18 protein-coding genes are annotated in these 20,614 nt (G+C 73.4%); 15 read left to right on the top strand and 3 right to left on the bottom strand.

The window, feature by feature from the left end:
* Positions 1–136 precede the first annotated feature (136 nt).
* Both QSK52_RS15350 and QSK52_RS15345 read left to right on the top strand, forming a co-directional pair.
* Positions 137–1,762 (top strand): ABC-F family ATP-binding cassette domain-containing protein, encoded by a 1,626-nt coding sequence (locus tag QSK52_RS15350; RefSeq protein ID WP_285736602.1) that lies wholly within the window; start codon positions 137–139, stop codon positions 1,760–1,762.
* The gene (locus QSK52_RS15345; protein WP_285736601.1) at positions 1,759–3,402 is read left to right on the top strand and encodes an ABC-F family ATP-binding cassette domain-containing protein; all 1,644 of its coding nucleotides are present in this window, start codon (positions 1,759–1,761) and stop codon (positions 3,400–3,402) included. The genes QSK52_RS15350 and QSK52_RS15345 overlap by 4 nt, the downstream gene beginning before the upstream one ends.
* A 95-nt stretch (positions 3,403–3,497) precedes the next feature.
* Here the strand turns inward: QSK52_RS15345 and QSK52_RS15340 are convergent, their stop codons facing one another.
* Together QSK52_RS15340 and QSK52_RS15335 are read right to left on the bottom strand one after the other, a co-directional pair.
* Entirely contained in the window at positions 3,498–6,011 is a 2,514-nt protein-coding gene (locus tag QSK52_RS15340; RefSeq protein WP_285736600.1) for a discoidin domain-containing protein, read from the bottom strand.
* Between the two features lie 416 nt (positions 6,012–6,427).
* The gene (locus QSK52_RS15335; protein ID WP_285736599.1) at positions 6,428–6,931 is read right to left on the bottom strand and encodes a YbaK/EbsC family protein; all 504 of its coding nucleotides are present in this window, start codon (positions 6,929–6,931) and stop codon (positions 6,428–6,430) included.
* A gap of 170 nt (positions 6,932–7,101) precedes the next feature.
* Between QSK52_RS15335 and QSK52_RS15330 the strand changes: the two genes are divergently transcribed.
* The 3 genes from QSK52_RS15330 (at position 7,102) to QSK52_RS15320 (ending at position 10,699) form a co-directional block, all read left to right on the top strand.
* The gene (locus QSK52_RS15330) at positions 7,102–7,668 is read left to right on the top strand and encodes a helix-turn-helix domain-containing protein (RefSeq protein ID WP_285736781.1); all 567 of its coding nucleotides are present in this window, start codon (positions 7,102–7,104) and stop codon (positions 7,666–7,668) included.
* Positions 7,669–7,865: 197 nt separating this feature from the next.
* Positions 7,866–9,683, top strand: a complete 1,818-nt coding sequence (gene leuA, locus QSK52_RS15325) for a 2-isopropylmalate synthase (protein ID WP_435053260.1) — start codon at positions 7,866–7,868, stop codon at positions 9,681–9,683.
* Positions 9,684–9,775: 92 nt separating this feature from the next.
* The gene (locus QSK52_RS15320) at positions 9,776–10,699 is read left to right on the top strand and encodes an LLM class F420-dependent oxidoreductase (protein ID WP_285736598.1); all 924 of its coding nucleotides are present in this window, start codon (positions 9,776–9,778) and stop codon (positions 10,697–10,699) included.
* An 83-nt stretch (positions 10,700–10,782) separates the two neighbouring features.
* Here the strand turns inward: QSK52_RS15320 and QSK52_RS15315 are convergent, their stop codons facing one another.
* Entirely contained in the window at positions 10,783–12,237 is a 1,455-nt protein-coding gene (locus QSK52_RS15315; protein ID WP_285736597.1) for an MFS transporter, read from the bottom strand.
* A gap of 92 nt (positions 12,238–12,329) precedes the next feature.
* Between QSK52_RS15315 and QSK52_RS15310 the strand changes: the two genes are divergently transcribed.
* The 10 genes from QSK52_RS15310 to QSK52_RS15265 all read left to right on the top strand — a co-directional run bounded on the left by QSK52_RS15310 (position 12,330) and on the right by QSK52_RS15265 (position 20,614).
* Positions 12,330–13,181, top strand: coding sequence for a helix-turn-helix transcriptional regulator (locus QSK52_RS15310; protein ID WP_285736596.1), 852 nt, complete (start codon positions 12,330–12,332; stop codon positions 13,179–13,181).
* A gap of 193 nt (positions 13,182–13,374) precedes the next feature.
* Entirely contained in the window at positions 13,375–14,529 is a 1,155-nt protein-coding gene (locus QSK52_RS15305; protein WP_285736595.1) for a pyridoxal-phosphate-dependent aminotransferase family protein, read from the top strand.
* Between the two features lie 269 nt (positions 14,530–14,798).
* Positions 14,799–15,698 carry a 4-hydroxy-tetrahydrodipicolinate synthase gene (dapA, locus tag QSK52_RS15300; protein WP_285736594.1) on the top strand — a complete coding sequence of 300 codons (900 nt, stop codon included), beginning with the start codon at positions 14,799–14,801 and terminating at the stop codon, positions 15,696–15,698.
* A 55-nt stretch (positions 15,699–15,753) separates the two neighbouring features.
* Entirely contained in the window at positions 15,754–16,131 is a 378-nt protein-coding gene (locus tag QSK52_RS15295; protein WP_285736593.1) for a cupin domain-containing protein, read from the top strand.
* 6 nt (positions 16,132–16,137) lie between these two features.
* Complete coding sequence (locus tag QSK52_RS15290; RefSeq protein ID WP_285736592.1) at positions 16,138–17,397, top strand: hypothetical protein; 1,260 nt, start codon at positions 16,138–16,140, stop codon at positions 17,395–17,397.
* On the top strand, positions 17,394–17,864 hold the full coding sequence (locus QSK52_RS15285) for a VOC family protein (RefSeq protein WP_285736591.1): 471 nt from the start codon (positions 17,394–17,396) through the stop codon (positions 17,862–17,864). Before QSK52_RS15290 ends, QSK52_RS15285 begins: the two co-directional genes overlap by 4 nt.
* A 110-nt stretch (positions 17,865–17,974) precedes the next feature.
* Positions 17,975–19,156: a hypothetical protein gene (locus QSK52_RS15280; protein WP_285736590.1), complete on the top strand. Its 1,182-nt coding sequence runs from the start codon at positions 17,975–17,977 to the stop codon at positions 19,154–19,156.
* On the top strand, positions 19,153–19,491 hold the full coding sequence (locus QSK52_RS15275) for a putative quinol monooxygenase (RefSeq protein ID WP_285736589.1): 339 nt from the start codon (positions 19,153–19,155) through the stop codon (positions 19,489–19,491). Before QSK52_RS15280 ends, QSK52_RS15275 begins: the two co-directional genes overlap by 4 nt.
* An 85-nt stretch (positions 19,492–19,576) precedes the next feature.
* Positions 19,577–20,041 (top strand): VOC family protein, encoded by a 465-nt coding sequence (locus tag QSK52_RS15270; protein WP_285736588.1) that lies wholly within the window; start codon positions 19,577–19,579, stop codon positions 20,039–20,041.
* 12 nt (positions 20,042–20,053) lie between these two features.
* The gene (locus tag QSK52_RS15265) at positions 20,054–20,614 is read left to right on the top strand and encodes a thioredoxin family protein (protein WP_285736587.1); all 561 of its coding nucleotides are present in this window, start codon (positions 20,054–20,056) and stop codon (positions 20,612–20,614) included.

Raw genomic sequence — 20,614 nt, 5'->3', positions numbered from 1 at the left:
GTCCTGACGGCCACCGGTCGGCGCGCGGGAGCGCCGCGGGAGTGGTCCGTTTCGTCGTCCCCTTTTTCCACTTCCCTTCCGGGTAGCGGCAGTTCACCTTCTCCCCCGCTGCCCTCGTACCGTTCGAGGTCTCACAGTGTCCGACGTCGCCGTCGTCTGCTCCCACCTGTCCTTCTGCTGGCCGGACGACACTCCGGTCTTCCACGACCTGTCGTTCAGCGTGCCGCCGGGCCGGACCGGCCTGGTCGCGCCGAACGGCTCCGGCAAGTCGACCCTGCTGCGGTTGATCGCCGGTGAACTGCAGCCCACCGCCGGGTCGGTGGCGGTCTCCGGCACGCTCGGGTACCTGCCGCAGACGCTGCCGCTGGTGGCGGACCTGACCGTCGCCGAGGTGCTGGGCGTCGACGCGGTGATCCGGGCGCTGGACGCCGTCGAGTCGGGTGACGTCGCGGAGGAGCACTTCGCGGTGATCGGCGACGACTGGGACGTCGAGGAGCGCACCCGCGCCCAGCTCGACCGCCTCGGCCTGGGCGACCTGGCGCTGGGGCGCCGGCTGGGCACGCTCAGCGGCGGCCAGGTGGTCTCGCTCGGCCTGGCGGCCCAACTGCTGCGCCGTCCGGACGTGCTGCTGCTGGACGAGCCGACCAACAACCTGGACGCGGCGGCCCGGCACCGCCTGTACGACGTCCTCGCCGAGTTCCGCGGGTCGCTGCTGCTGGTCAGCCACGACCGGGAGCTGCTGGACCGGATGGAGCGGATCGCCGAGCTGGACGGCGGTGAACTGCGTTTGTACGGGGGCGACTTCACCGCGTACCAGGAGGCGGTGCGGGCGGAGCGGGAGGTCGCCGAGCGCAACGTCCGCAGTGCCGAGCAGCAACTGAAGCGGGAGAAGCGCGAGTTGCAGCAGGCCCGGGAGCGGGCCGAGCGGCGGGCGGGCAACGCGGCGCGGAACCTGAAGAGCGCCGGGCTGCCGAAGATCTTCGCGGGCACCATGAAGCGCGGCGCGCAGGAGTCCGCGGGCCGTTCCGGTCAGGTGCACGCGGCGCGGGTGGACGAGGCGCGGGCCCGGCTGGACGAGGCGGGGCGGGCGGTGCGCGAGGAGCAGCGGTTGAGCCTGGAGCTGCCGGACACCGCCGTCCCGGCGGGGCGGACGCTGCTGCACGGGACGGGCCTGCGCGCCGAGTTGGGCGGTGCGCAGGTGTTCGGGCCGGGCGGGGTGGACCTGATCGTGCGCGGCCCGGAGCGGATCGCGCTGACGGGGGCGAACGGCGCCGGGAAGTCCACCCTGCTGCGGCTGGTCAGCGGCGATCTGCCGTTGACTGGCGGGGAGTTGCGGCGCGGCGAGGGCCGGGTGGCGTACCTGTCGCAGCGGCTGGACCTGCTGGACGAGGACCGGTCGGTGGCGGAGAACTTCGCCCGCTTCGCGCCGGAGCGGCCGGAGGCGGAGCGGATGAACCTGCTGGCCAGGTTCCTGTTCCGGGGCGCGGGGGCGCACCTGCCGGTGCGGGTGCTGTCGGGCGGCGAGCGGCTGCGGGCGACGCTGGCGTGCGTGCTGTGCGCGGAGCCCGCGCCGCAGTTGCTGCTGCTGGACGAGCCGACCAACAACCTGGACCTGGTGGGCGTGGGCCAGTTGGAGAGCGCGCTGAACGCGTACCGGGGTGCGTTCGTGGTGGTCAGCCACGACGAGCGGTTCCTGGCGGGCATCGGGGTGCAGCGCCGGTTGCTGCTGGCGGACGGGCAGTTGACGGAGGTGGCGGGGTGAGCGCGCTGCTCGCGCAGGACGTGGTGCGCGTCCTGGGCGGCCGCCGGGTGCTGGACGGGGTGTCACTGACGGCGGCGCCGGGACGCCGGATCGGTCTGATCGGCGAGAACGGCTGCGGCAAGTCGACGCTGCTGCGGGTGCTGGCCGGGGTGGACGAGCCGGACGCCGGGAGCGTCGTCCGGCCCGCCGATCTGGGTTTCCTGCACCAGGAGTTGCCGTTCGAGGCGGACGCGACGATCGCCTCGGTGCTGGCGGAAGCGCTGCGCGAGGCCCGCGCCGACCTGGCCGAACTGGAGCGCCTGGGAGCCGAGCTGGCGGAGCTGCCGGATCAGCACCCGTCCCTGCCGGGGCTGTTGGAGCAGTACGGGCGGCGCCTGGAGCAGGCCGAGGCCCGCGGCTCCTGGGACGCCGACCGCCGGGCCGCCCTGGTGCTGGACGGCCTGGGCCTGTCCGGCCTCGGGCCGGAGCGCGCCCTCGGTTCGCTCTCCGGCGGCCAGCGCGGCCGGCTGGCGCTGGCGGCGCTGCTGGTGCGCCGCCCGTCGGCGCTGCTGCTGGACGAGCCGACCAACCACCTGGACGACGCGGCGGCCGCCTTCCTGGAGGCCCGGCTGACGGCGCTGCCGGGCACGGTGGTGGTGGCCAGCCACGACCGGGCGTTCCTGGAGGCGGTCTGCACCGACCTGGTCGACCTGGACCCGGCGGTGGGCGGCCCGGTCCGCTTCGGCGGCGGCTACCTCTCCTACCTGTCCGCGAAGCGGGCCGCCCGGGAGCACTGGGAGCGCCGGTACGCCGAGGAGCAGCAGGAGGTGGAGCGGCTGCGGCACTCCGCGGGGGTGACCGCGCACCGGGTGGCCCCGGACCGGGGGCGCACCGACAACGAGAAGATGGGGTACGGGCACCGGGCGGGCCGGGTGCAGCAGCAGGTCTCCCGCCGGGTGCGCGACGCGGCGCGGCGGTTGGCGGAGCTGGAGCGGGCGCGGGTCGCCGCGCCGCCCGTCCCGCTGCGGTTCGCCCCGCCCGCGCTGGTGGCGGGCGGGGAGGCGGACGCGCCGGAGGAGGGGTCCGGCCCGCTGCTCGCCCTGCGGCGGGTCGGCGTCCCCGGTCGGCTGCCCCCGGTCTCGCTGGAACTGGCCGACGGGGAGCGGCTGTTGGTGACCGGTGGGAACGGGACGGGCAAGTCGACGCTGCTGGCGGTGCTGGCCGGTCGGCTGGCGGCGGCGGGCGGGACGGTGCACCGGCGGCCCGGCCTGACGGTGGGCCTGCTGGCGCAGGACACGGTGTTCGCCCGTCCGGACCGCACCGCCGCCGCCACCTACGCGGCGGTGGTGGGCCCGGAGCGGGCGGAGCGGGTGCCGCTGTCGGCGCTGGGCCTGCTGGCGGCGGCGGACCTGGAGCGTCCGGTGGGCGCCCTGTCGGTGGGCCAGCGCCGCCGGCTGGCGCTGGCGCTGCTGGTGGCGCGCCCGCCGCAGGTGCTGCTGCTGGACGAGCCGACCAACCACCTGTCGCCCCTGCTGTGCGACGAGTTGGAGGAGGCGATCGGCGCGGGCGGCCCGGGCGCGGTGGTGGTGGCGGGGCACGACCGCTGGCTGCGCCGCCGCTGGCGGGGCCGGGAGCTGGCGCTGGGCGGCCCGGTGGGGTGAGACGGCGGCGGCCACCGCCCCCCGGCCCGGGGACGGTGGCCGCCTGTGCTGTCAGGTCCTGCTGTGCTGTCGGGTCGTGCCCGGTCCGCCCGCGGTTACGGGTAGGAGACCAGGTTGGAGGGGACGGTCCCGGTGCCGGAGGTCCCGGCGCCGGTGTTGTTGACCACGTGCAGGAACTGGCCTTTGCCGCCGAGCGAGTTGACCAGGACGTCGTGCAGCTTGACGCCCGCGGTGTCCGGGACCTCGAAGCCGTGGTCCATCACGATGGTCGGGTCGACGTTGAAGTAGCAGTAGCTGCCCAGGCCCCAGCCCTCGTGGGTGGTGACGTTGTTCTCGACCTTGTAGGCGGCGTAGCCCTTGGTGGTGCCGTTCTGGATGGCGGCCTGGTTGGGGGCGTCGTAGGCCTTCTCGTTCTGGAAGAAGATCGTCCGGCCGCCGTTGCCCTTCCACCACACGTCGTACTTGTTGAAGTGCTCGACGAACAGGCCGGTGGCGAGGACGTCGTTGCCGCCCACGACGAAGCCGTAGTCGGAGCGGTTGGTGTCCCAGCCGACGCCCGCGCCGTGGTCGGCGCGCCAGATCCAGGTGTGGTCGACGACGGTGTTGTTGCTGTTGATCACCATGCCGTTGGTGGCCTTGCCCGCGGTGACGCCGCCGACCCGGACGAAGACGTCCTGGATGACGACCGGGTCGGCCGCGTGGCTCGCGCCGGGGGTGTCGTTGCCGACCTGCAGCAGGGCCGGGGAGTTGGTGGTGCCCGCGTCCAGCAGCAGGCCGGAGACCTTGACGCCGTCGACGTCGGCGACCTTCATCGCGGTGACGCCGTTGTCCGGGATGACGGTGGCGAGGCCGAGGCCGAGCACCACGGTGTCCGGGCGGGTGACGTTGATGGTCTGGTCGACGTGGTAGACGCCGGGGGTGAAGAGCAGGTTCAGGCCCTGGGCGAGCGCCTGGTTGATGCTGGCGGCGGTGGCGCCGGCCTTCACCACGTAGAACTGGCTGAGCGGCAGCGAGGTGCCCTGCGGGGTGCCGCTGCCCCAGGAGGTGCCGCGGGCGTTGGTGCGCTTGGCGGGCACGAACACCTTGTAGTCGTTGCCGTCCAGGTAGAGGAACGGCTTCTCCTGCGAGACGGGCGTGGTGTCGAGCGTGGTGTACGGCGGGTTCGGGAAACCCTGGGCGGGGGCGCCCTGGACGCCGGAGAAGGTCTGGTTCCACACGCCGTTGGAGAACCCGCCGATGGAGCTGTCGCGGGTGTACCACTGCTGCTGCGAGTAGTTGCCGACCTGGCCGTCGATCCTCGAGTCGGCGATGTAGCCGCCGGAGGCCCAGCCGTAACCGCTCGGGGCGAGGTTGAGGCCGCCCTCGACGTGCATCCGGCGGAACGGGGCGGCCTGCGAGACGGCCCAGCGGTCGGTGCCGCTGACCGGCTTGAGGTGCAGGTTCTCGGCGGAGCGCCAGAAGTTCTGGGTGGCGTTGCCGTTGAACCAGCCCGCGTCGACGGTGACGTCGCCGTTGAAGGTGGTGTCGTCCGGGTTCAGGCCCAGGCCCGCGATCGAGGTGTAGAAGCCGATCTGGGCGTTGATGTTGTTGTACGTGCCGGGCTTGAACAGCAGCGCGTAGCGGTCGGTGCCGAACTGGTTGGACTCCTGCTTGGCGAAGACGGAGTCGACGGTGGCCTGGATGTTCGGCGTGGACGGGTCGAAGACCAGCACGTTCGGGCCGAGGTCGCCGCCGCCCTGCACGGGCGGGGTGGTGGAGCCGCCGCCGCCGGTGTGGACGCCCATCTCCCACAGCGAGTAGCCGTAGGCGGTGGCGCGCTGGGTGCCGTACATCCGGACGTAGCGGCCGGAGCCGGAGACGTTGAGCGTCTCGTTGCCGCCCGCGCCGGTGGTGGTGGAGTAGATCGTGGCCCAGGTGCTGCCGTCGGCGGAGGCCTGGATCTGGTAGGCCTTGCCGTACGCGGCCTCCCACTTGAGGTCGACCTGGCACAGCTGCTGGACGGAGCCGAGGTCGACCTGCAGCCACTGCGGGTCGGCGGCGGCCGAGGACCAGCGGGTGCCGAGGTTGCCGTCCACGGCGGAGGAGGCGGGGGTGCCGCCGTTCTCGGTGGAGGAGGCGGTGGCGGTCTTGCCCTGCGCGGCGTTGGCGGTGGAGCAGGTGGAGCCCGAGGGGTTGCCGGTGGGGGTGCCGCCCTGGGTGCCGTAGACCTGGAACTCCCAGAGGGAGTAGCCGTACCCGGTGCCGCGGGTGATGCCGTTCATCCGGACGTAGCGGCCGGAGCCGGAGACGTTCAGGACCTCGGTGCCGCCGGTGCCGGTGGTGGTGGAGTAGATCGTCGTCCAGGTGGTGCCGTCGGTGGACGTCTGGATCTGGTAGGCCTTGCCGTACGCGGCCTCCCAGTTCAGCTGGACCTTGCTGACGGTGGAGACCGAGCCGAGGTCGACCTGCAGCCACTGCTGGTCGGAGGCGGCCGAGGACCAGCGGGTCCCGAGGTCGCCGTCGACGGCCGCGGTGGCCGGGGTGCCGCCGTTCTCGGTGGACGAGGCGGTGACCGTCTTGCCCTGGGAGATCAGCGAGTCCGCGGCCTGCGCGGTGCCCGGGATCGTCATGACCGCACCGGCGACCAGGGCCGCGGCGGCGAGTACGGCAGGCGTCCGGCGCGTGGGGGCACCGGAGGGGGGAGGGGCGAGCCGCATGGCTCCTCCTGCTGTGAGGATGGGTGGGGTGGGGCGGGAGAACCTTGGAGAGCGCTCTCCCGGCGGAGTGTCGGGACAGGAAGCGTCAGGCGTCAAGCCGTACGTGGGGACGACTTGAAACCTCGGCTTCACCTGGGGGAAACACCGCGGCATTAGGTTAGTTCATGGCGAGAGAAAAGTAGAGACCCTGACGACGACATCTCAATTTCCCTGGAGCATGCGCGGAGAGCGCTCTCCCAGCCCGCGGCCGGGCGGCGGAAACGGCACGGGCCCCGTCCGCGGCCTGGGGTACAGGACGCGGGCGGGGCCCGTGGGTGCTCCGGGAGGGGTCAGTCCTCGTCCGGCCCGACCGGCAGCAGGGTGCCGCCGGTGAGGCGGAGCAACTCCTCCGCGGTGGTGGGGAAGACGGTGTGCGGGGTGCCCGCGGCGGCCCAGACCCGGGGGTAGTCGGTCAGGGCCTGGTCGACCACGGTGGGCAGCGGGGCGGGGTGGCCGGTGGGGGCGACGCCGCCGATGGCCTGGCCGGTGGCCTCGCGGACCTGCTCGGGAGTGGCCCGCCGGAGCTTGCCGCGGCCCCAGCGGGCAGCCAGCGCGGCGGTGTCCACCTTGTGGCGGCCGCTGGTGAGGACCAGGACGGCCTGGCCGTCGGAGAGGAAGACCAGGCTGTTGGCGATCGCGCCGACCTCGCAGCCGAGCGCGGCGGCGGCCTCGGCGGCGGTGCGGGTCGAGTCCGCGAGCTGCCTGACCGTGCCCGGGATCCCGGCGGCGGCGAGGGCCTGGGCGACCTGCTCGCTGCGGGCGGGCAGCGGGAGGCTGGTGGTCGTCGATTCCATGGGTGCTCCTTGGGAGGCGGAGTGCTGGCGTTCCACGAAGGTCGCGGAGTTGACGAAGTCCTGGCGTTCCACATACGGAACGTTCCGCATGTGGAACGATAGGCCTTGTGCGAGTTTCGGATCAACCGGCCGCCCTCCGGGGCCCCGGCGGTGTCACCCTGGCGGTGCAAGTGGGCCTGCGGGCGCGCGAGTTGCGCGTCTCCCGGGGCCTGTCGCTGTCGGAGCTGGCCCGCCGCTCGGGCATCGGCAAGGCGACGCTGTCCGAACTGGAGGCGGGCCGCCGCAACCCGACCCTGGAGACGCTGTACGCGCTGACCACCGCCCTGGGGCTGCCGCTGAGCGCCGCCCTGCTGGCACCCTCGGACGCGGCGGACATCTCCGGCCGGGCCCTGGACGCGGTGCTGCTGGAGCGATTCGGGGACGCGGCGGCGGTCTGCGAGACGTACCGGGTCCGGATCCGGGCGGGCGCGGTGCAGCGCTCCGCGCCGCACACCCCGGGGGCCACCGAGCACCTGGTGGTGCTCTCCGGCACGGCCCGGGCGGGGGACGCCGCGGCGCCGGCCCGGGCCGGTCCGGGCGGCTGCCTGGGCTGGGCGGCGGACGTGCCGCACCTGTACGAGGCCCCGGCGGGCGACGTGCACGCCGTCCTGGTGGTGCGCTACCCGCACCGGGCGGCCCGCGGTCCGGAACCGGCCGGGCCGGTTCCACCTATCGTGTCAACAGGGCTTCCGGATTAGGACATTGACAGGGCGTCAGCGAACGGGCGGGCAGCGGTGGGGGTAGGGTGGGCGGTCATGAGCGCCGCGCAGCTTCGCCTCCTCCTTATGCGCCGCGACGAGGGCCGTTAAGGGTTCGACCTCCTCGTCGCGGAGTCCGGCCATGCGCCAAATCGTCGGCCCGACGCAGAGGACAACCCAGAGGAAGAAGTCTCCGCATGACCTCCACGCCTTCTCCGGCCCGGCGCAGCTCCGAGCCGGTCGCCCCGTTCCCCGCTCCCCGCGAGTTCCCGCAGCAGCTGCCGTCGGGCATGCCGCACCAGCGCTACCAGCCGTTCCGCGGCGTCGACCTGCCGGACCGCACCTGGCCGACCCGGACGCTGACCCGGGCCCCGCAGTGGTGCGCGGTGGACCTGCGGGACGGCAACCAGGCGCTGATCGACCCGATGGGCGCCGACCGCAAGCTGCGGATGTTCCAACTGCTGGTCTCGATGGGCTACAAGGAGATCGAGGTCGGCTTCCCGTCGGCCAGCCAGACCGACTACGACTTCGTCCGGCAGCTGATCGAGCAGGACCTCGTCCCCGACGACGTGGCGATCCAGGTGCTGGTGCCGTGCCGCACCGAGCTGCTGGAGCGCACCTTCGAGGCGGTGCGCGGCTCCCGGCACGCGGTGATCCACCTGTACAACTCGACGTCCACGCTGCAGCGGCAGGTGGTGTTCGGCAAGGACCGCCACGAGATCACGGCGCTGGCCGTGCACGGGGCGCGCACCTGCGTGGACCTGGCGGAGCGGATGGGCGACACCGGGATCAGCCTGCAGTACTCCCCCGAGTCGTACACCGGCACGGAGCTGGACTACGCGGCGGAGATCTGCAACGCGGTGATCGGGGTGTGGCAGCCGACGCCGGACCGCAAGGTGATCGTCAACCTGCCGGCCACCGTGGAGATGGCGACGCCGAACGTGTACGCCGACTCGATCGAGTGGATGCACCGCAACCTGGACCGGCGCGACGCGGTGGTGCTGTCGGTGCACCCGCACAACGACCGGGGCACCGCGGTGGCGGCGGCCGAGCTGGGCGTGCTGGCGGGGGCGGACCGGGTCGAGGGCTGCCTGTTCGGCAACGGCGAGCGGACGGGCAACGTCTGCCTGGTGACGCTGGGGATGAACCTGTTCTCGCAGGGCGTCGACCCGATGATCGACTTCTCGGACATCGACGGGATCCGCCGCACGGTGGAATTCTGCAACCAGCTGCCGGTGCACCCGCGCCACCCCTACGGCGGCGAGATGGTCTACACGGCGTTCTCCGGTTCGCACCAGGACGCGATCAACAAGGGCCTGCGGGCGCTGGAGCGGGCGGCCGAGGACGCCGGGAAGCCGGTGGGCGAGTTCGACTGGGCGGTGCCCTACCTGCCGATCGACCCGAAGGACGTGGGCCGCAGCTACGAGGCGGTGATCCGGGTCAACTCGCAGTCCGGCAAGGGCGGCGTGGCGTACCTGATCAAGACCGAGCACCAGTTGGACCTGCCGCGCGGCCTGCAGATCGAGTTCTCCCGGATCGTCCAGGCCCGCACCGACGAGCAGGGCGGCGAGGTGTCGCCGCAGCAGATGTGGCAGCTGTTCGTCGAGGAGTACCTGCCCGCGGCCAGCGCGCGGGAGCTGGGCCCGGAGGTGACCTCCCGCCCGTGGGGGCGGCTGTCGCTGCTGTCGCACCGGTCGGTGGCGGTCGTCGACGAGAAGGACTCGATCGAGGTCGAGGTGCTCCTCGACGGGGTCGAGCGCCGGCTGACGGCCTCGGGCAACGGCCCGATCGACGCGTTCACCGCGGCGCTGGCCGACCTGGGCGTGGACGTGCGGATCAAGGGCTACCAGGAGCACGCGATGGCGACCGGCGGTGACGCCAGGGCCGCCGCGTACGTGGAGTGCTCGGTGGACGGGCGGCCGTTCTGGGGCGTCGGCATCGACTCCAGCATCGTGACCGCCTCGCTGAAGGCCGTGGTCTCCGCCGTCAACCGCGGCCGCCGCGACCAGGACTGACCCCCCGTCAACAGCAGGCGCGGGGCCGCCCCGGGGCGGCCCCGCGCCGACGTGCGCACGCACGGCCCGTCGAGCGAGCTCCGGAGAGGCAGATGGACCTACGGATCTTCACCGAGCCCCAGCGGGGCGCCGACTACGCGACGCTGCTGGCGGTGGCGCGGTGCGCGGAGGACCTCGGCTTCGACGGGTTCTTCCGCTCCGACCACTTCCTGCGGGTCGCGCCGGGCTCGCCGCTGCCCGGCCCGACCGACGCCTGGACGACGCTGGCGGGCCTGGCCCGGGAGACGTCCCGGATCACCCTGGGCACGCTGATGACGGCGGCCACCTTCCGTCCGCCGGGGGTGCTGGCGGTGCAGGTCGCGCAGGTGGACGCGATGTCCGGCGGCCGGGTCGAACTCGGCCTGGGCGCGGGCTGGTTCGAGCGCGAGCACGAGGCGTTCGGCATTCCCTTCCCGGGCGGGCGCTTCGAGCGGCTGGCCGAGCAGCTGGAGGTGCTGACCGGCCTGTGGGCGACCCCGGTGGGCGAAACGTTCAGCCACGAGGGCCCGGCGTACCGGCTGGTGGAGTGCCCGGCGCTGCCCAAGCCGGTGCGCGGCCGGGTGCCGCTGATCCTGGGCGGCCGCGGCCCGCGCCGCACCCCGCAGCTGGCGGGGCGGTTCGCGGACGAGTTCAACCTGCCGTTCGGGACGCCCGAGGAGTGCGCCGAGCAGTACGGGCGGGTGCGGGCGGCGGTCGCGGCGGCGGGGCGCGACCCGGACGCGCTGGTGTACTCGGCGGCGCTGACGCTGTGCGCGGGCCGGGACGCGGCGGAGGTGGCGCGGCGGGCGGCGGCGATCGGCCGCGGGGAGCGGGAGCTGCGGGAGTCCGGGCTGGCGGGGACGCCGTCCGAACTGCTGGAGCGGCTGGAGCGCTACCGGGCGGCGGGCGCCTCGCGCGTCTACCTCCAGGTGCTGGACCTGTCGGACCTGGACCACCTGGAGGTGGTGGCGCGCGAGGTGGCGGGCCGGATCGGTTGAGCCGCCGTCCCCCGGCTGCCCGCCCGCAGCCGGGGGACGGCGGCGTCCCGTCAGGTGGTCCTGGAGCGGCGCCCGGCGGGCCGTCAGCCGGTCTTCGTGCGGCGGCGCAGGCCGAGGCCGATCAGCAGGGCGGCCAGCAGCACCAGGGTGGTGTCGGTGCCGACGCCCAGCAGGGTGCCGTCGAGCTGGGCGGCGGCGTGGTCGTGCCCGGCCCGTTCCTGGTGGGCGGCGCGGCCCGCGGCGAGGGCACCGAGGATCGGGATGCCGATGGTGATGCCGAGCTGCTGGGCGCTGGTGACGAGTCCGCTGGCGAGGCCCTGTTCGTGGGCGGGGAGACCGGAGGTGGCGTTGATGCCGTAGGAGACCACGGCGCACATGTGGCCGACCGAGGCGAGCACCAGGAAGCCGACCGCGAGCGGTACGTCGCCGTGGCCGGAGAGCAGCAGCAGTCCGGCGGTGAAGGCGCCCTGGACGGCGAGTCCGGCGACGAGCGTGGTGCGGGCGCCGAGGGCGCCGACGATCCGGGGCGCGGCCGTGCCGGTCGCGGCCAGGACGACGCCCTGCACGGCGAAGACCAGGCTGGTCCGGAACGCGCTCAGTCCGGCCTGTTCCTGGAAGTAGAGGGTGAGGAGGAAGATCAGCGAGCTCATCATGGAGAAGGTGGCCAGGCCGCCGAGGTTGCCGAAGGCGACGGTGGCGCGGCGCAGCATGCCGAGCGACACCAGGGGCTGCGGCGCGCGGAGTTCGATCGCGACGAAGGCGGCGAGCAGCAGGACGCCGAGGGCGAGCGTGGCGATCACGTCGGCCTGTCCGAAGCCGTCCTGGCCGGCGGTGGAGAGGGCGTAGATGACGCAGAGCAGGCCGCCGGTGACGGTGACCGCGCCGGGCAGGTCGAGGCGGGGTCGCTGCTCGGGGCGGGCGGCGGGGCGCAGGACGGGGACGGCGAGGGTGACGAGCAGTCCGCAGGCGGCGAGCAGGGCCATGGTCGAGCGCCAGCCGAGGCGGTCGGTCATCACGCCGCTGAGCAGCATGCCGACGGTGTAGCCGAGGGAGAGGAGGGTGCCGTTGATGCCCAGGGCCCTGTTGCGCTGCGGCCCTTCGGGGAAGGTCGTGGTGAGCAGCGACATGCCGGTGGGGACGACGGCGGCGGCGCCGAGCCCCTGGAGGGCGCGGGCGGCGAGGAAGGGGGCGGTGTCCCAGGCGAAGGTGGCGAGCACCGAGGCGAGGGTGAACAGGACCAGTCCGGCGGTGAAGATCCGCAGGCGCCCGTACAGGTCGGCGACCCGGCCGAAGAGCAGCAGGAAGCCGCCGGAGGGGAGGGCGAAGGCGGTGACGGCCCACTGCAGGTCGCCGTCGTCCATGCCGAGGTCGTTGCCGAGGACGGGCAGGGCCACGTTCAGGATGGAGAAGTCCAGCGCGATGATGAACTGGGCGGCGCACAGCACGCAGAGGGCGAGCCGGGCCCGGCCGGGGAGCCGGTCGTCGGCGGCCGGGGGGCCTGCGTGCGGGGGTGCCGTCGTGGTCGGGGTGTCAGTCACTGTCTCAGGCTCCGCCGTGCCGCCGTGGCGCGGAAGGGGTCCGTTTCCACTGGTGGTGGCACCACCAGTGCGGGGAAAGGGTGGTGGTTCGGATGGGTGCGGTGGTGTCGGAGGTCGGGTCGCGGGCGCGGCGGCCGGAGCTGCGGGAGTTCCTGCGCAGTCGGCGGGCGCGGATCACGCCGGAGATGGCGGGGCTGCCCGCTGCGCCGCGGCGGCGCGGGCAGGGGTTGCGGCAGGAGGAGGTGGCGGTGCTGGCGGGGGTGGGGGCGTCCTGGTACCAGTGGTTGGAGCAGGGGCGGGACATCGTGGTGTCGGCGCAGGTGCTGGACGCGGTGGCGCGGGTGCTGCGGCTGGACAGTGCGGAGCGGCGGCACCTGTACGCGTTGGCGGAGCTGAACCCGCCGCCGCCGGACCCGGCGCCGCGGCCGGAGTACTGCGAGGGGCTGCAGCGGCTGATCGAGGCGTGGGAGCCGCGTCCGGCGACGGTGCTGGACCGGTACTGGAACCACGTGGCGTGGAACGAGTCGGCGCGGCTGTCGCTGGGGTTGGAGGGGGCGGACCGCAACTGCCTGGTGGGGTTCTTCCGGCAGCGGGCGCAGCGGCGGGGGGCGGCGTCGCTGGCGGCCTGGGAGCGGGTGGCGCCGTTGGTGGTGGCGGCGTTCCGGGCGGCGGCGGCGGACCATCCGGGGGATCCGGGGTTCGCCGAGGTGGTGGCGGAACTGCGGCGGACGAGCGGGGAGTTCGCACAGTTGTGGGCGCGGCAGGAGGTGCGGGAGCTGGCTGCGGTGGTGAACGAGGTGGAGCACCCGGTGGTGGGGACGCTGACGTTCGAGAGCACCCAGTTGCGGATGCCCGCGCAGCCGGGGATCACGCTGGTGCTGTACAACCCGGTGGAGGGCACGGAGACCGCGCAGAAGGTGCGCTGGCTGCTGTCCGAGGAGTGAGATTACCCGCCAGTATCTCACCATGTGGTCACCGGTGGGGATCGCATTCACCGGCCGACCTGCACGAATGCCCATTTCCCCCTAGTGTGTCAAATCCCCCTCTTGAGTGGATGTGCCGATCCGTGCCAATGTTTCGGCACATCCACTAAACAACTCGCCGCCCAAAAACGCCGAGATTTCCGGGGGAATCCCGATGCCCGAGCTGTCTCTGTTCACACCGGGACCGACCCACGTTCCGCTGGACATCAGAATCGCCTCCATCTCCCGACTGGCCCACCACCGCGCACCGGAATTCCAGAAGCTCTTCGCGCGCATCCAGGACGGCCTCCGGGGCCTCTTCCGCACCACCGGCACCATCCTGGTGCTCCCCGCCTCGGGCACCGGGGCGATGGAGGCCGTCGTCCACAACACCGTCTCGCCCGGCGACCGGGTCCTGGTCCTCGCGGCGGGCAAGTACGGCCGCCGCTGGGCCGAGCTGTCCCGGGCCCGGGGCGCCGAGGTCCGGGTGCACGAGGCCCCCGACGGCGCGAGCTTCGACCCGGCCGCGGTGGAGCGGGAGCTCGCCGCCCACCGGCCCCGCCACCTGCTGCTGACGCACTGCGAGACGTCCACCGCGACCGTCCACGACGTGGAGGTGCTGGCCGGGCTGGGCCGCCGGTACGGCGCCACCGTGGTCGCCGACACCATGACCTCGATCGGGGTCGAGCCCTTCCACATGGACGCCTGGGGCGTGGACTTCGCGGTCACCGCCTCGCACAAGGGCCTGATGAGCCAGCCCGGCGCGGCCTTCGTCGCGGTCGGCGAGCGCGGCTGGGAGGCCGTCCGCACCGACCAGGGCTACTCGTACTGGAGCTTCCCGCTGCTGCGCGAGGCCGCCCGGGACCTGACGGTGCCCAACACCCCGCCGGTGGCGGCGCTGTTCGCGGTGGCCGCGGGCCTGGACCGGATCGAGGCGGAGAAGCTGGAGAACGTGTGGACCCGCCACGCCCGGACGGCCGAGGTCTGCCGGGCCGCCCTGGCCGCCCTGGGGCTGCCGCTGTTCACCACCGGGCGGCCGTCCGCCGCGCTCACCGCCGTCTCGCTGCCCGCCGACGGCCGCGGCGCCGGACTGACCGAGGAGCTGTACGAGCGCTTCGGCCTGCGGGTGGCCGGCGGGCAGGGCGCCCTGAAGGGGCGGATCCTGCGGGTCGGCCACATCGGGGCGGTCACCGCACTGGACCTGCTGCCGGTCCTGACCGCCCTGGAACTGCTGCTGCTGGAGCGCGGCCTGGCCGCCGAACCGGGCCGGGCCGCGACCGCGGCGGCCGCCCGGCTGTGGCAGCACCACGAACTCGACCGGCGCGGATGAGATTTCCGAAACACGGATTTCACACCGCACCGGGCGCCCCCGGGGCGACCTGACAGACAATTTCCGATCCCCTTGCGGAATTCCGCGAGCCGGATCAAGCGGACCGGATTGTGCGAGGCGCACCGGGATCGCGCCAAGATCGCGCCAAGATCGCATCGAGATCGCACCGAGCGTTTCTCCGCCACTCCTCCGAACAGGTGATCCGCATACGGACCGAATGGTCCCCCGAGCGGTCCCCCGGAGCCGTACCGACCCCACGGAGCCCCACGATGCTGAGCGACCGCACCCGCCGATTCGTCGGCGCCTACACCACCCTCCTGACCCCCTTCGACGCCTCCGGCGCACTCGACGAGGAGGCCCTGCGCCGCCTGGTCGACTTCCAGATCGACAACGGCGTGACCCGGCTGTGTCCCAACGGCGTGACCGGCGAGGCCGCCGCGCTCACCGACGAGGAGAAGCTGCGGATCACCCGGATCTGCGTGGAGCAGGCCGCCGGGCGGGCCCTGGTGATCCCCGACATCGGCACCGAGAACCTGATCCGCACCCTGGAGCTGGCCAAGGAGGCCGAGCGGCTCGGCGCGGACGCCGTGCTCTCCTTCACCCCCTACCTGGACCCGCCCACCGAGCGCGGCATGGTCGCGTACTTCCAGAAGGTCGCCGACGCCGTCTCGGTGCCGCTGCTGATGCACAACCTGCCCGGCCGCACCACCGTGGACCTCTCCCCCGCGCAGGCCGCCGAGCTGGCCGCCCACCCGAACATCATCGGGATGAAGGAGGGCAACCAGGACATCGTCCGGCTGCGCCGGGTGCTGCACGTGGTGCGCGACGCGGACTTCGTGGTGCTGGCGGGCAACGACTTCACCGCCCTGCCCGCGCTGCTGCTCGGCGGGCACGGCCACATCTCGGTGGCGGCCAACGTGATGCCCCGGCAGAGCCGCTCCATCGTCGAGGCCGCGCTCGCCGGGGACTTCGTCACCGCCCGCGACCTGTACCTGAAGTACGCCGAGTTCTACCGCGGCATCTACTTCGCCACCAACCCGATCGCGCTGAAGGAGGCCTTCGCGCTGGCCCACTTCCCGGTCGGCGGGCCCCGGCTGCCGCTCACCCCGATGCCGTCCGAGCGGGTCGGCGAACTCGAGACGATCATGAAGGAGTGCGGCCTGCTCTGACCGGTCGAGGAACCCGGCAACCCGTCAACTCCCCCCTCCAGGAAGGACCGCACCCATGAACCCGCTGCTCGACGTGGACGCGATGACCGAGAGCGTGTACGGCGGCGACGTCGTCCGGGCGCTGCTGTACGCCTCGGCGGAGAACCCCGGCAGCCACGTGGTCCGGGTCGCCGTGGCCAGCGCCGAACCCGGCCGGGGCGGCCAGGTGCACCACCACCCCCGCACCGACGAGACCTACTTCATCATCTCCGGCAGCGCGCAGCTGGAGTTCGACGGCGCCCTGCACGACCTCGGCCCGTCCTCCTGCGTGCGCATCCCGCGCGGCACCAAGCACCGGATCACCAACACCGGTGACGAGACGCTGCGCTACCTGGCCTTCCACATCGCCGACGCCGACTTCGGCGGCGCCGTCGAGCACGTGAAGGCGGGCTGAGCCGCGGTGGACATCGTCGTCGTGGGGGCCGGGAAGGCGGGGTCGCTGCACTACCGCGCCTACTCCCAGCTGGCCCGGGCGGGCCGGCTGGACCGCGGCCGGATCGCCTTCGTCGACCCGGCCCGGCGCCCCGGCCCGGAGCTCGCCGAACTGCTGCGGCGCGACGGCCTCGATCCGCAGGTGCACGGCAGCCGGGACGAACTCCCGCCCGCCGCCAAGGAGTCGGTGATCGTCGACCTGTGCCTGCCGAGCCGCATCCTGGCCCCGCAGCTGATCGAGTGGTGGGAGGCCGGCTACCGGCGCTTCCTGATCGAGAAGCCGTTCACCGTCGCCCCCGAGCACGCCGCGGGGGTGCGCCGGGCGCTGGCCGACTCCAGCGCCGTCCTGGTCCGCAACTACCTGTACTCGAAGGTGCACGCCGAGGTCCGCGGCCTGATCGGCCTGTACGACCTCGACCCGGTGCTGTGCGTGACCAACTTCTCCAAGGACCGGCTCGGCGACAACCTGCGCGGCCGCGGCGCCGCCGACGCCGGCCAGCCGACCGTGTACGAGGTGGAGATGCCCCACCAGCTGTACATCGGGGCGGACCTGGTGGGCGAGCCGGAGGAGCTGGAGTACGCCGAGGACCGCGACCCGACCAGCGCCCCCGACGGCACCCCGCTGCGGCTGGGCGAGGGCGTCCTGGTCGGCCGCTCGGTGCGCGGCGCGGCCTTCGTCCACTACTCGAACCTGCACCACCCGGCGGTCGTCCGCAGCCTGGACGTGTTCACCCGCGGCGGGCTGTCGATCCACGCGACCTACGCGCCGATCTGCGAGGAGTTCGCCGACATCAAGGCCGGGGTGATGCTGTGCCGCGGCGCCACCGTGCTCGGCAAGCGGCTGTTCACCGCCGACGACAACATGCTCGGGATGGTCTCCGCGGCGCACGCCCGGCTCAGCGACCCCGAGCCGGCCCGGGTCGACCCCGAGGAGGTGCTGCGCGCCTCGGAGTTGATCCGCACCGCGGTGGCCTCGGCGCCGCTGCGGCGGCCCGCCGCGGCGGCCGGGCGGACGGACCTGCTGCAGGAGTGGGTCGGCCAGTCCTTCGCCCTCGGCCTGGAGTCGGGCGCCGGGCAGGCCTTCCTGGCCTACCTGGAGCGCCGCCAGCGGGCCCGGCTGGCCGGGGTGCTGCCCGCGCTCGACCCCGCGTTCCCCGTCCCCGTCCCCGTCACCGGTACCGGCCCCGGGGCCGGACGCCGGGCCGCCCCGGAGGTGCTGGTCGGATGACCGTCGACGTCACAGGAGTGCTGCACATCGCGCTGGTCACCCCCGACCTGGAGCGGCTGGTCCGGTTCTGGACCGAGCTGTTCGGCGCCGAGGAGGTCAAGCGGCTGGAGCTGACCGCGCCGTGGTTCGGCGCGGGCGTGGGCGTGCCCGGCGCCACCGCCACCACCGTCCACCTGCGGGTGCCCGGCGCCGCGACGGTGGTCGAACTCACCCACTACCACCGCGGGGTGGCGCCGAACGACCCGGCGGCGCCGTCCAACACCGCCGGGCTGCGGCACCTGGCGCTGGCCGTGGCCGACCTGGCCGCCGCCGAGAAGGAGCTGCGCGCCCGGGGCGTCGAGGTGGTCGGCGGCCCGGTGGAGGTGGACGCCCCGGAGGCCGCCCGCGGCGTGAAGTTCCTGTACCTGCGCGACCCCGACGGCAACCTCGTCGAGCTGATCGAACCCCCGGCGCCGCCCGCGGCCTGAGGGCCCGCCCCGCCCCGCCGGAGAACCGCCCGCGAAGAACCACCCCCGGAGAACCGCCCCCGGAGAACCGTCCCCACCCGAAGAACCACCCCCGCGAAGGAGTTACCGCCATGAGGATCGCCCCCGTCCGGCGCAGCGCGGCCGACGGCCGTCTCACCCTCTCCTGCGAGGTGTCCCACAAGGACGGCACGGTGCCGGACCTGCTCTGGTACCGGGTGCACTCCCGGCACGAGGAGTACCTGACCGACGTGATGGACCCGTTCCTGCTGGCCGCGCTGTTCGTGGCGATGCGCAAGGGCGAGGACCTGCACGTGGAGGGGCCGGTGACGGCCCAACTGCTGGAGAACCTGGAGGAGTTCCAGGCCGCCTGGGTGCAGTGGCGCCCGGAGAAGTACACCGCGGTGCGGCTGACCGCGGACCGCGAGGTGCCCAACCGCGACCGTTCCGCCGGGCGTTCGGCCCTGCAGACCTTCTCCGGCGGCGTGGACAGCGCGTACACCACGATCCGGCACGTCAAGAAGGCGGCCGGGCGCGGCTCGTACGAGCTGACCGGCGCGGTGATGGTGCACGGCTTCGACATCCCGCTGGAGGAGGTGGAGGCGTACGACACGCTGTACACCCGCAGCATCCCGCTGCTGCAGGGCGTCGGGGTGGAGCTGCTGCCGGTGACCACCAACTTCCGCAAGCTGTGGCACAGCGACCTGCGGTACTGGGAGGACGCCTTCGCCACCGGCATGGCCTCGGTGCTGACGCTGTTCAGCGGCCGCTTCGAGCACGGCATCGTGGCCTCCTCCGAGCCGTACGGCTCGCTGGTGCTGCCGTGGGGCTCCAACCCGATGACGGACTGGATGATGTCGGGCGGCCGGATGCGGATCCACCACGACGCGGCGGGCGTGGAGCGCAGCGACAAGGTCGCGGCGCTGGCGAAGCTGTGGCCCAACGGCGCGGACAACCTGCGGGTGTGCTGGCAGGGCGAGCACAAGGACCGCAACTGCTGCCGGTGCGAGAAGTGCATCCGCACCATCTTGAACTTCAAGGTCAGCGGCAGCCCGCTGCCCGCCTCGTTCCCGCTGGACGTGACGCCCGACCAGATCATGAGCCTGCGCGGCCTGTCGGAGGCGCACGTCAACCCGCTGCGGCAGATCCTGGTCACCGCGCGGCGCCGCGGCCTGACCGACGAGTGGGTGACCGCGCTGGCCGACTGCATCACCGCCAACGAGGACGAGATCGCCCGCGGCATCACCTACGAGGGCGGCTTCCCGCAGCTGGCCCTCACCGGGGACGAGGCGTGACCGGGCAGTACGCGGTGGCGGCCCGGTTCGAGCTGGTCGACGGGCGCGCCGAGGAGTTCGACGCGCTCGCCGGCTGGCGGATCGGCCAGGCCGCCGCCAACGAGCCCGGCCTGGTCGGCTACGCCGTGCACCGGGTCGACGGCGAGCCGCTGGTGCGGGTGTTCTACGAGATCTACCGCGACGAGGCGGCGTTCCGCGAGCACCGGGCCACCGCGCAGACCGCCGAGTTCGGGCGGCGCGCGGCCGGCCTGGTGCAGGGCCCGCCGCGGATCGAGTTCCTCAACGTGCTGTACAGCGCCAACGGCCTGGCCGTCGCCGCCGACCCGGCGCGCTGACCCGGCGCACCGGCCCACCCCCGACCGTCCCCGACCGCCCCGCCCCCGACCGTCCCGCCCCGACCGCCCGACAGGAGAGCCGACCGTGGCACCGATCGTGCACCGTCCGCACCACACCGCCTTCACCGTCTCCGACCTGGACGCCTCCAAGGCCTTCTACGCCCACTTCGGCTTCCGGCTGGTCGCCGAGTGGGCGAAGGCCGACAAGTCGCTGACCATCTCGCACCTGCGCCAGGACGACGGGTACGTGCTGGAGCTGTTCCACTACGCCGAGAACAGCGCCCCGGGCGTCGAGCGCCCGGTGTTCACGGTCGGCAACAACCTGCCCGAGATCGGCGTGAAGCACCTCGGCTTCACCGTCCCGGACCTGGCCGCGGCCCGGGAGGCCGCGATCGCCGCCGGGATCGGCGAGGTCACCGAGATCAAGCGCGGCCGGACGCTGGTCGACTTCTTCTTCGTGATCGACCCCGACGGCATGTACGTCGAGGTGGTGCACGACGCCCGGGAGTTGGACCCGACGGCGCCGCTGCTGCTGGGCGACGAGGGCTGAGGGGGTCGGACGGTGCCCGTCTCCTCGTTCATGGTGCCGCTGGGCACCCCCGCGCCCGACTTCGACCTGCCCGGCACGGACGGCCGGCGCAGCACGTCGGCCGACTTCGCGGACTCGCCCGCGCTGCTGGTCGCCTTCCTCTCCAACCACTGCCCGTTCGTCCGCCACCTGGAGAAGGCCGTCGGCGAGTTCGCCGCCGAGTTCGCCGACCTGGCGGTGGTCGCGATGTGCGCCAACGACACCGGGATCGCGCCGGACGACGACCTGCCCGGTCTGCGCGCCCAACTGGCGCGCACCGGTTGGTCGTTCCCGTACCTGGTGGACGCCGACCAGTCGACGGCGCTGGCCTTCCGGGCGGCCTGCACGCCGGACTTCTTCCTGTACGGGCCGGAGCGCACCCTGCGCTACCGGGGCGCCTTCGACGACTCGACGCCCGGCAACGGGCGGCCGGTGACCGGCGCGCTGCTGCGGGCCGCGGTGGGCGAGGTGCTGGCCGGACGGCCGGTGCCGGAGCCGCACCGGCCCAGCATGGGCTGCTCGATCAAGTGGTCGCCCGGGAACGAGCCGGCCTGA

Origin of the sequence: Kitasatospora phosalacinea (assembly GCF_030268885.1) — a bacterium.
GTDB classification, from domain to species: Bacteria; Actinomycetota; Actinomycetes; order Streptomycetales; family Streptomycetaceae; genus Kitasatospora; species Kitasatospora phosalacinea_C.
Note: the sequence above shows the minus strand (reverse complement) of the source record. Positions and strands in the feature narration are given on the sequence as shown.

Bases quoted from the DNA above. Each gene is read 5' to 3' on its own strand.
- QSK52_RS15340 (WP_285736600.1), bottom strand. From the start codon at position 6,011: ATGACGATCCCGGGCACCGCGCAGGCCGCGGACTCGCTGATCTCCCAG.
- QSK52_RS15335 (WP_285736599.1), bottom strand. From the start codon at position 6,931: ATGGAATCGACGACCACCAGCCTCCCGCTGCCCGCCCGCAGCGAGCAG.
- leuA (WP_435053260.1), top strand. From the start codon at position 7,866: ATGACCTCCACGCCTTCTCCGGCCCGGCGCAGCTCCGAGCCGGTCGCC.
- QSK52_RS15320 (WP_285736598.1), top strand. From the start codon at position 9,776: ATGGACCTACGGATCTTCACCGAGCCCCAGCGGGGCGCCGACTACGCG.
- QSK52_RS15310 (WP_285736596.1), top strand. From the start codon at position 12,330: ATGGGTGCGGTGGTGTCGGAGGTCGGGTCGCGGGCGCGGCGGCCGGAG.
- QSK52_RS15305 (WP_285736595.1), top strand. From the start codon at position 13,375: ATGCCCGAGCTGTCTCTGTTCACACCGGGACCGACCCACGTTCCGCTG.
- dapA (WP_285736594.1), top strand. From the start codon at position 14,799: ATGCTGAGCGACCGCACCCGCCGATTCGTCGGCGCCTACACCACCCTC.
- QSK52_RS15295 (WP_285736593.1), top strand. From the start codon at position 15,754: ATGAACCCGCTGCTCGACGTGGACGCGATGACCGAGAGCGTGTACGGC.
- QSK52_RS15285 (WP_285736591.1), top strand. From the start codon at position 17,394: ATGACCGTCGACGTCACAGGAGTGCTGCACATCGCGCTGGTCACCCCC.
- QSK52_RS15280 (WP_285736590.1), top strand. From the start codon at position 17,975: ATGAGGATCGCCCCCGTCCGGCGCAGCGCGGCCGACGGCCGTCTCACC.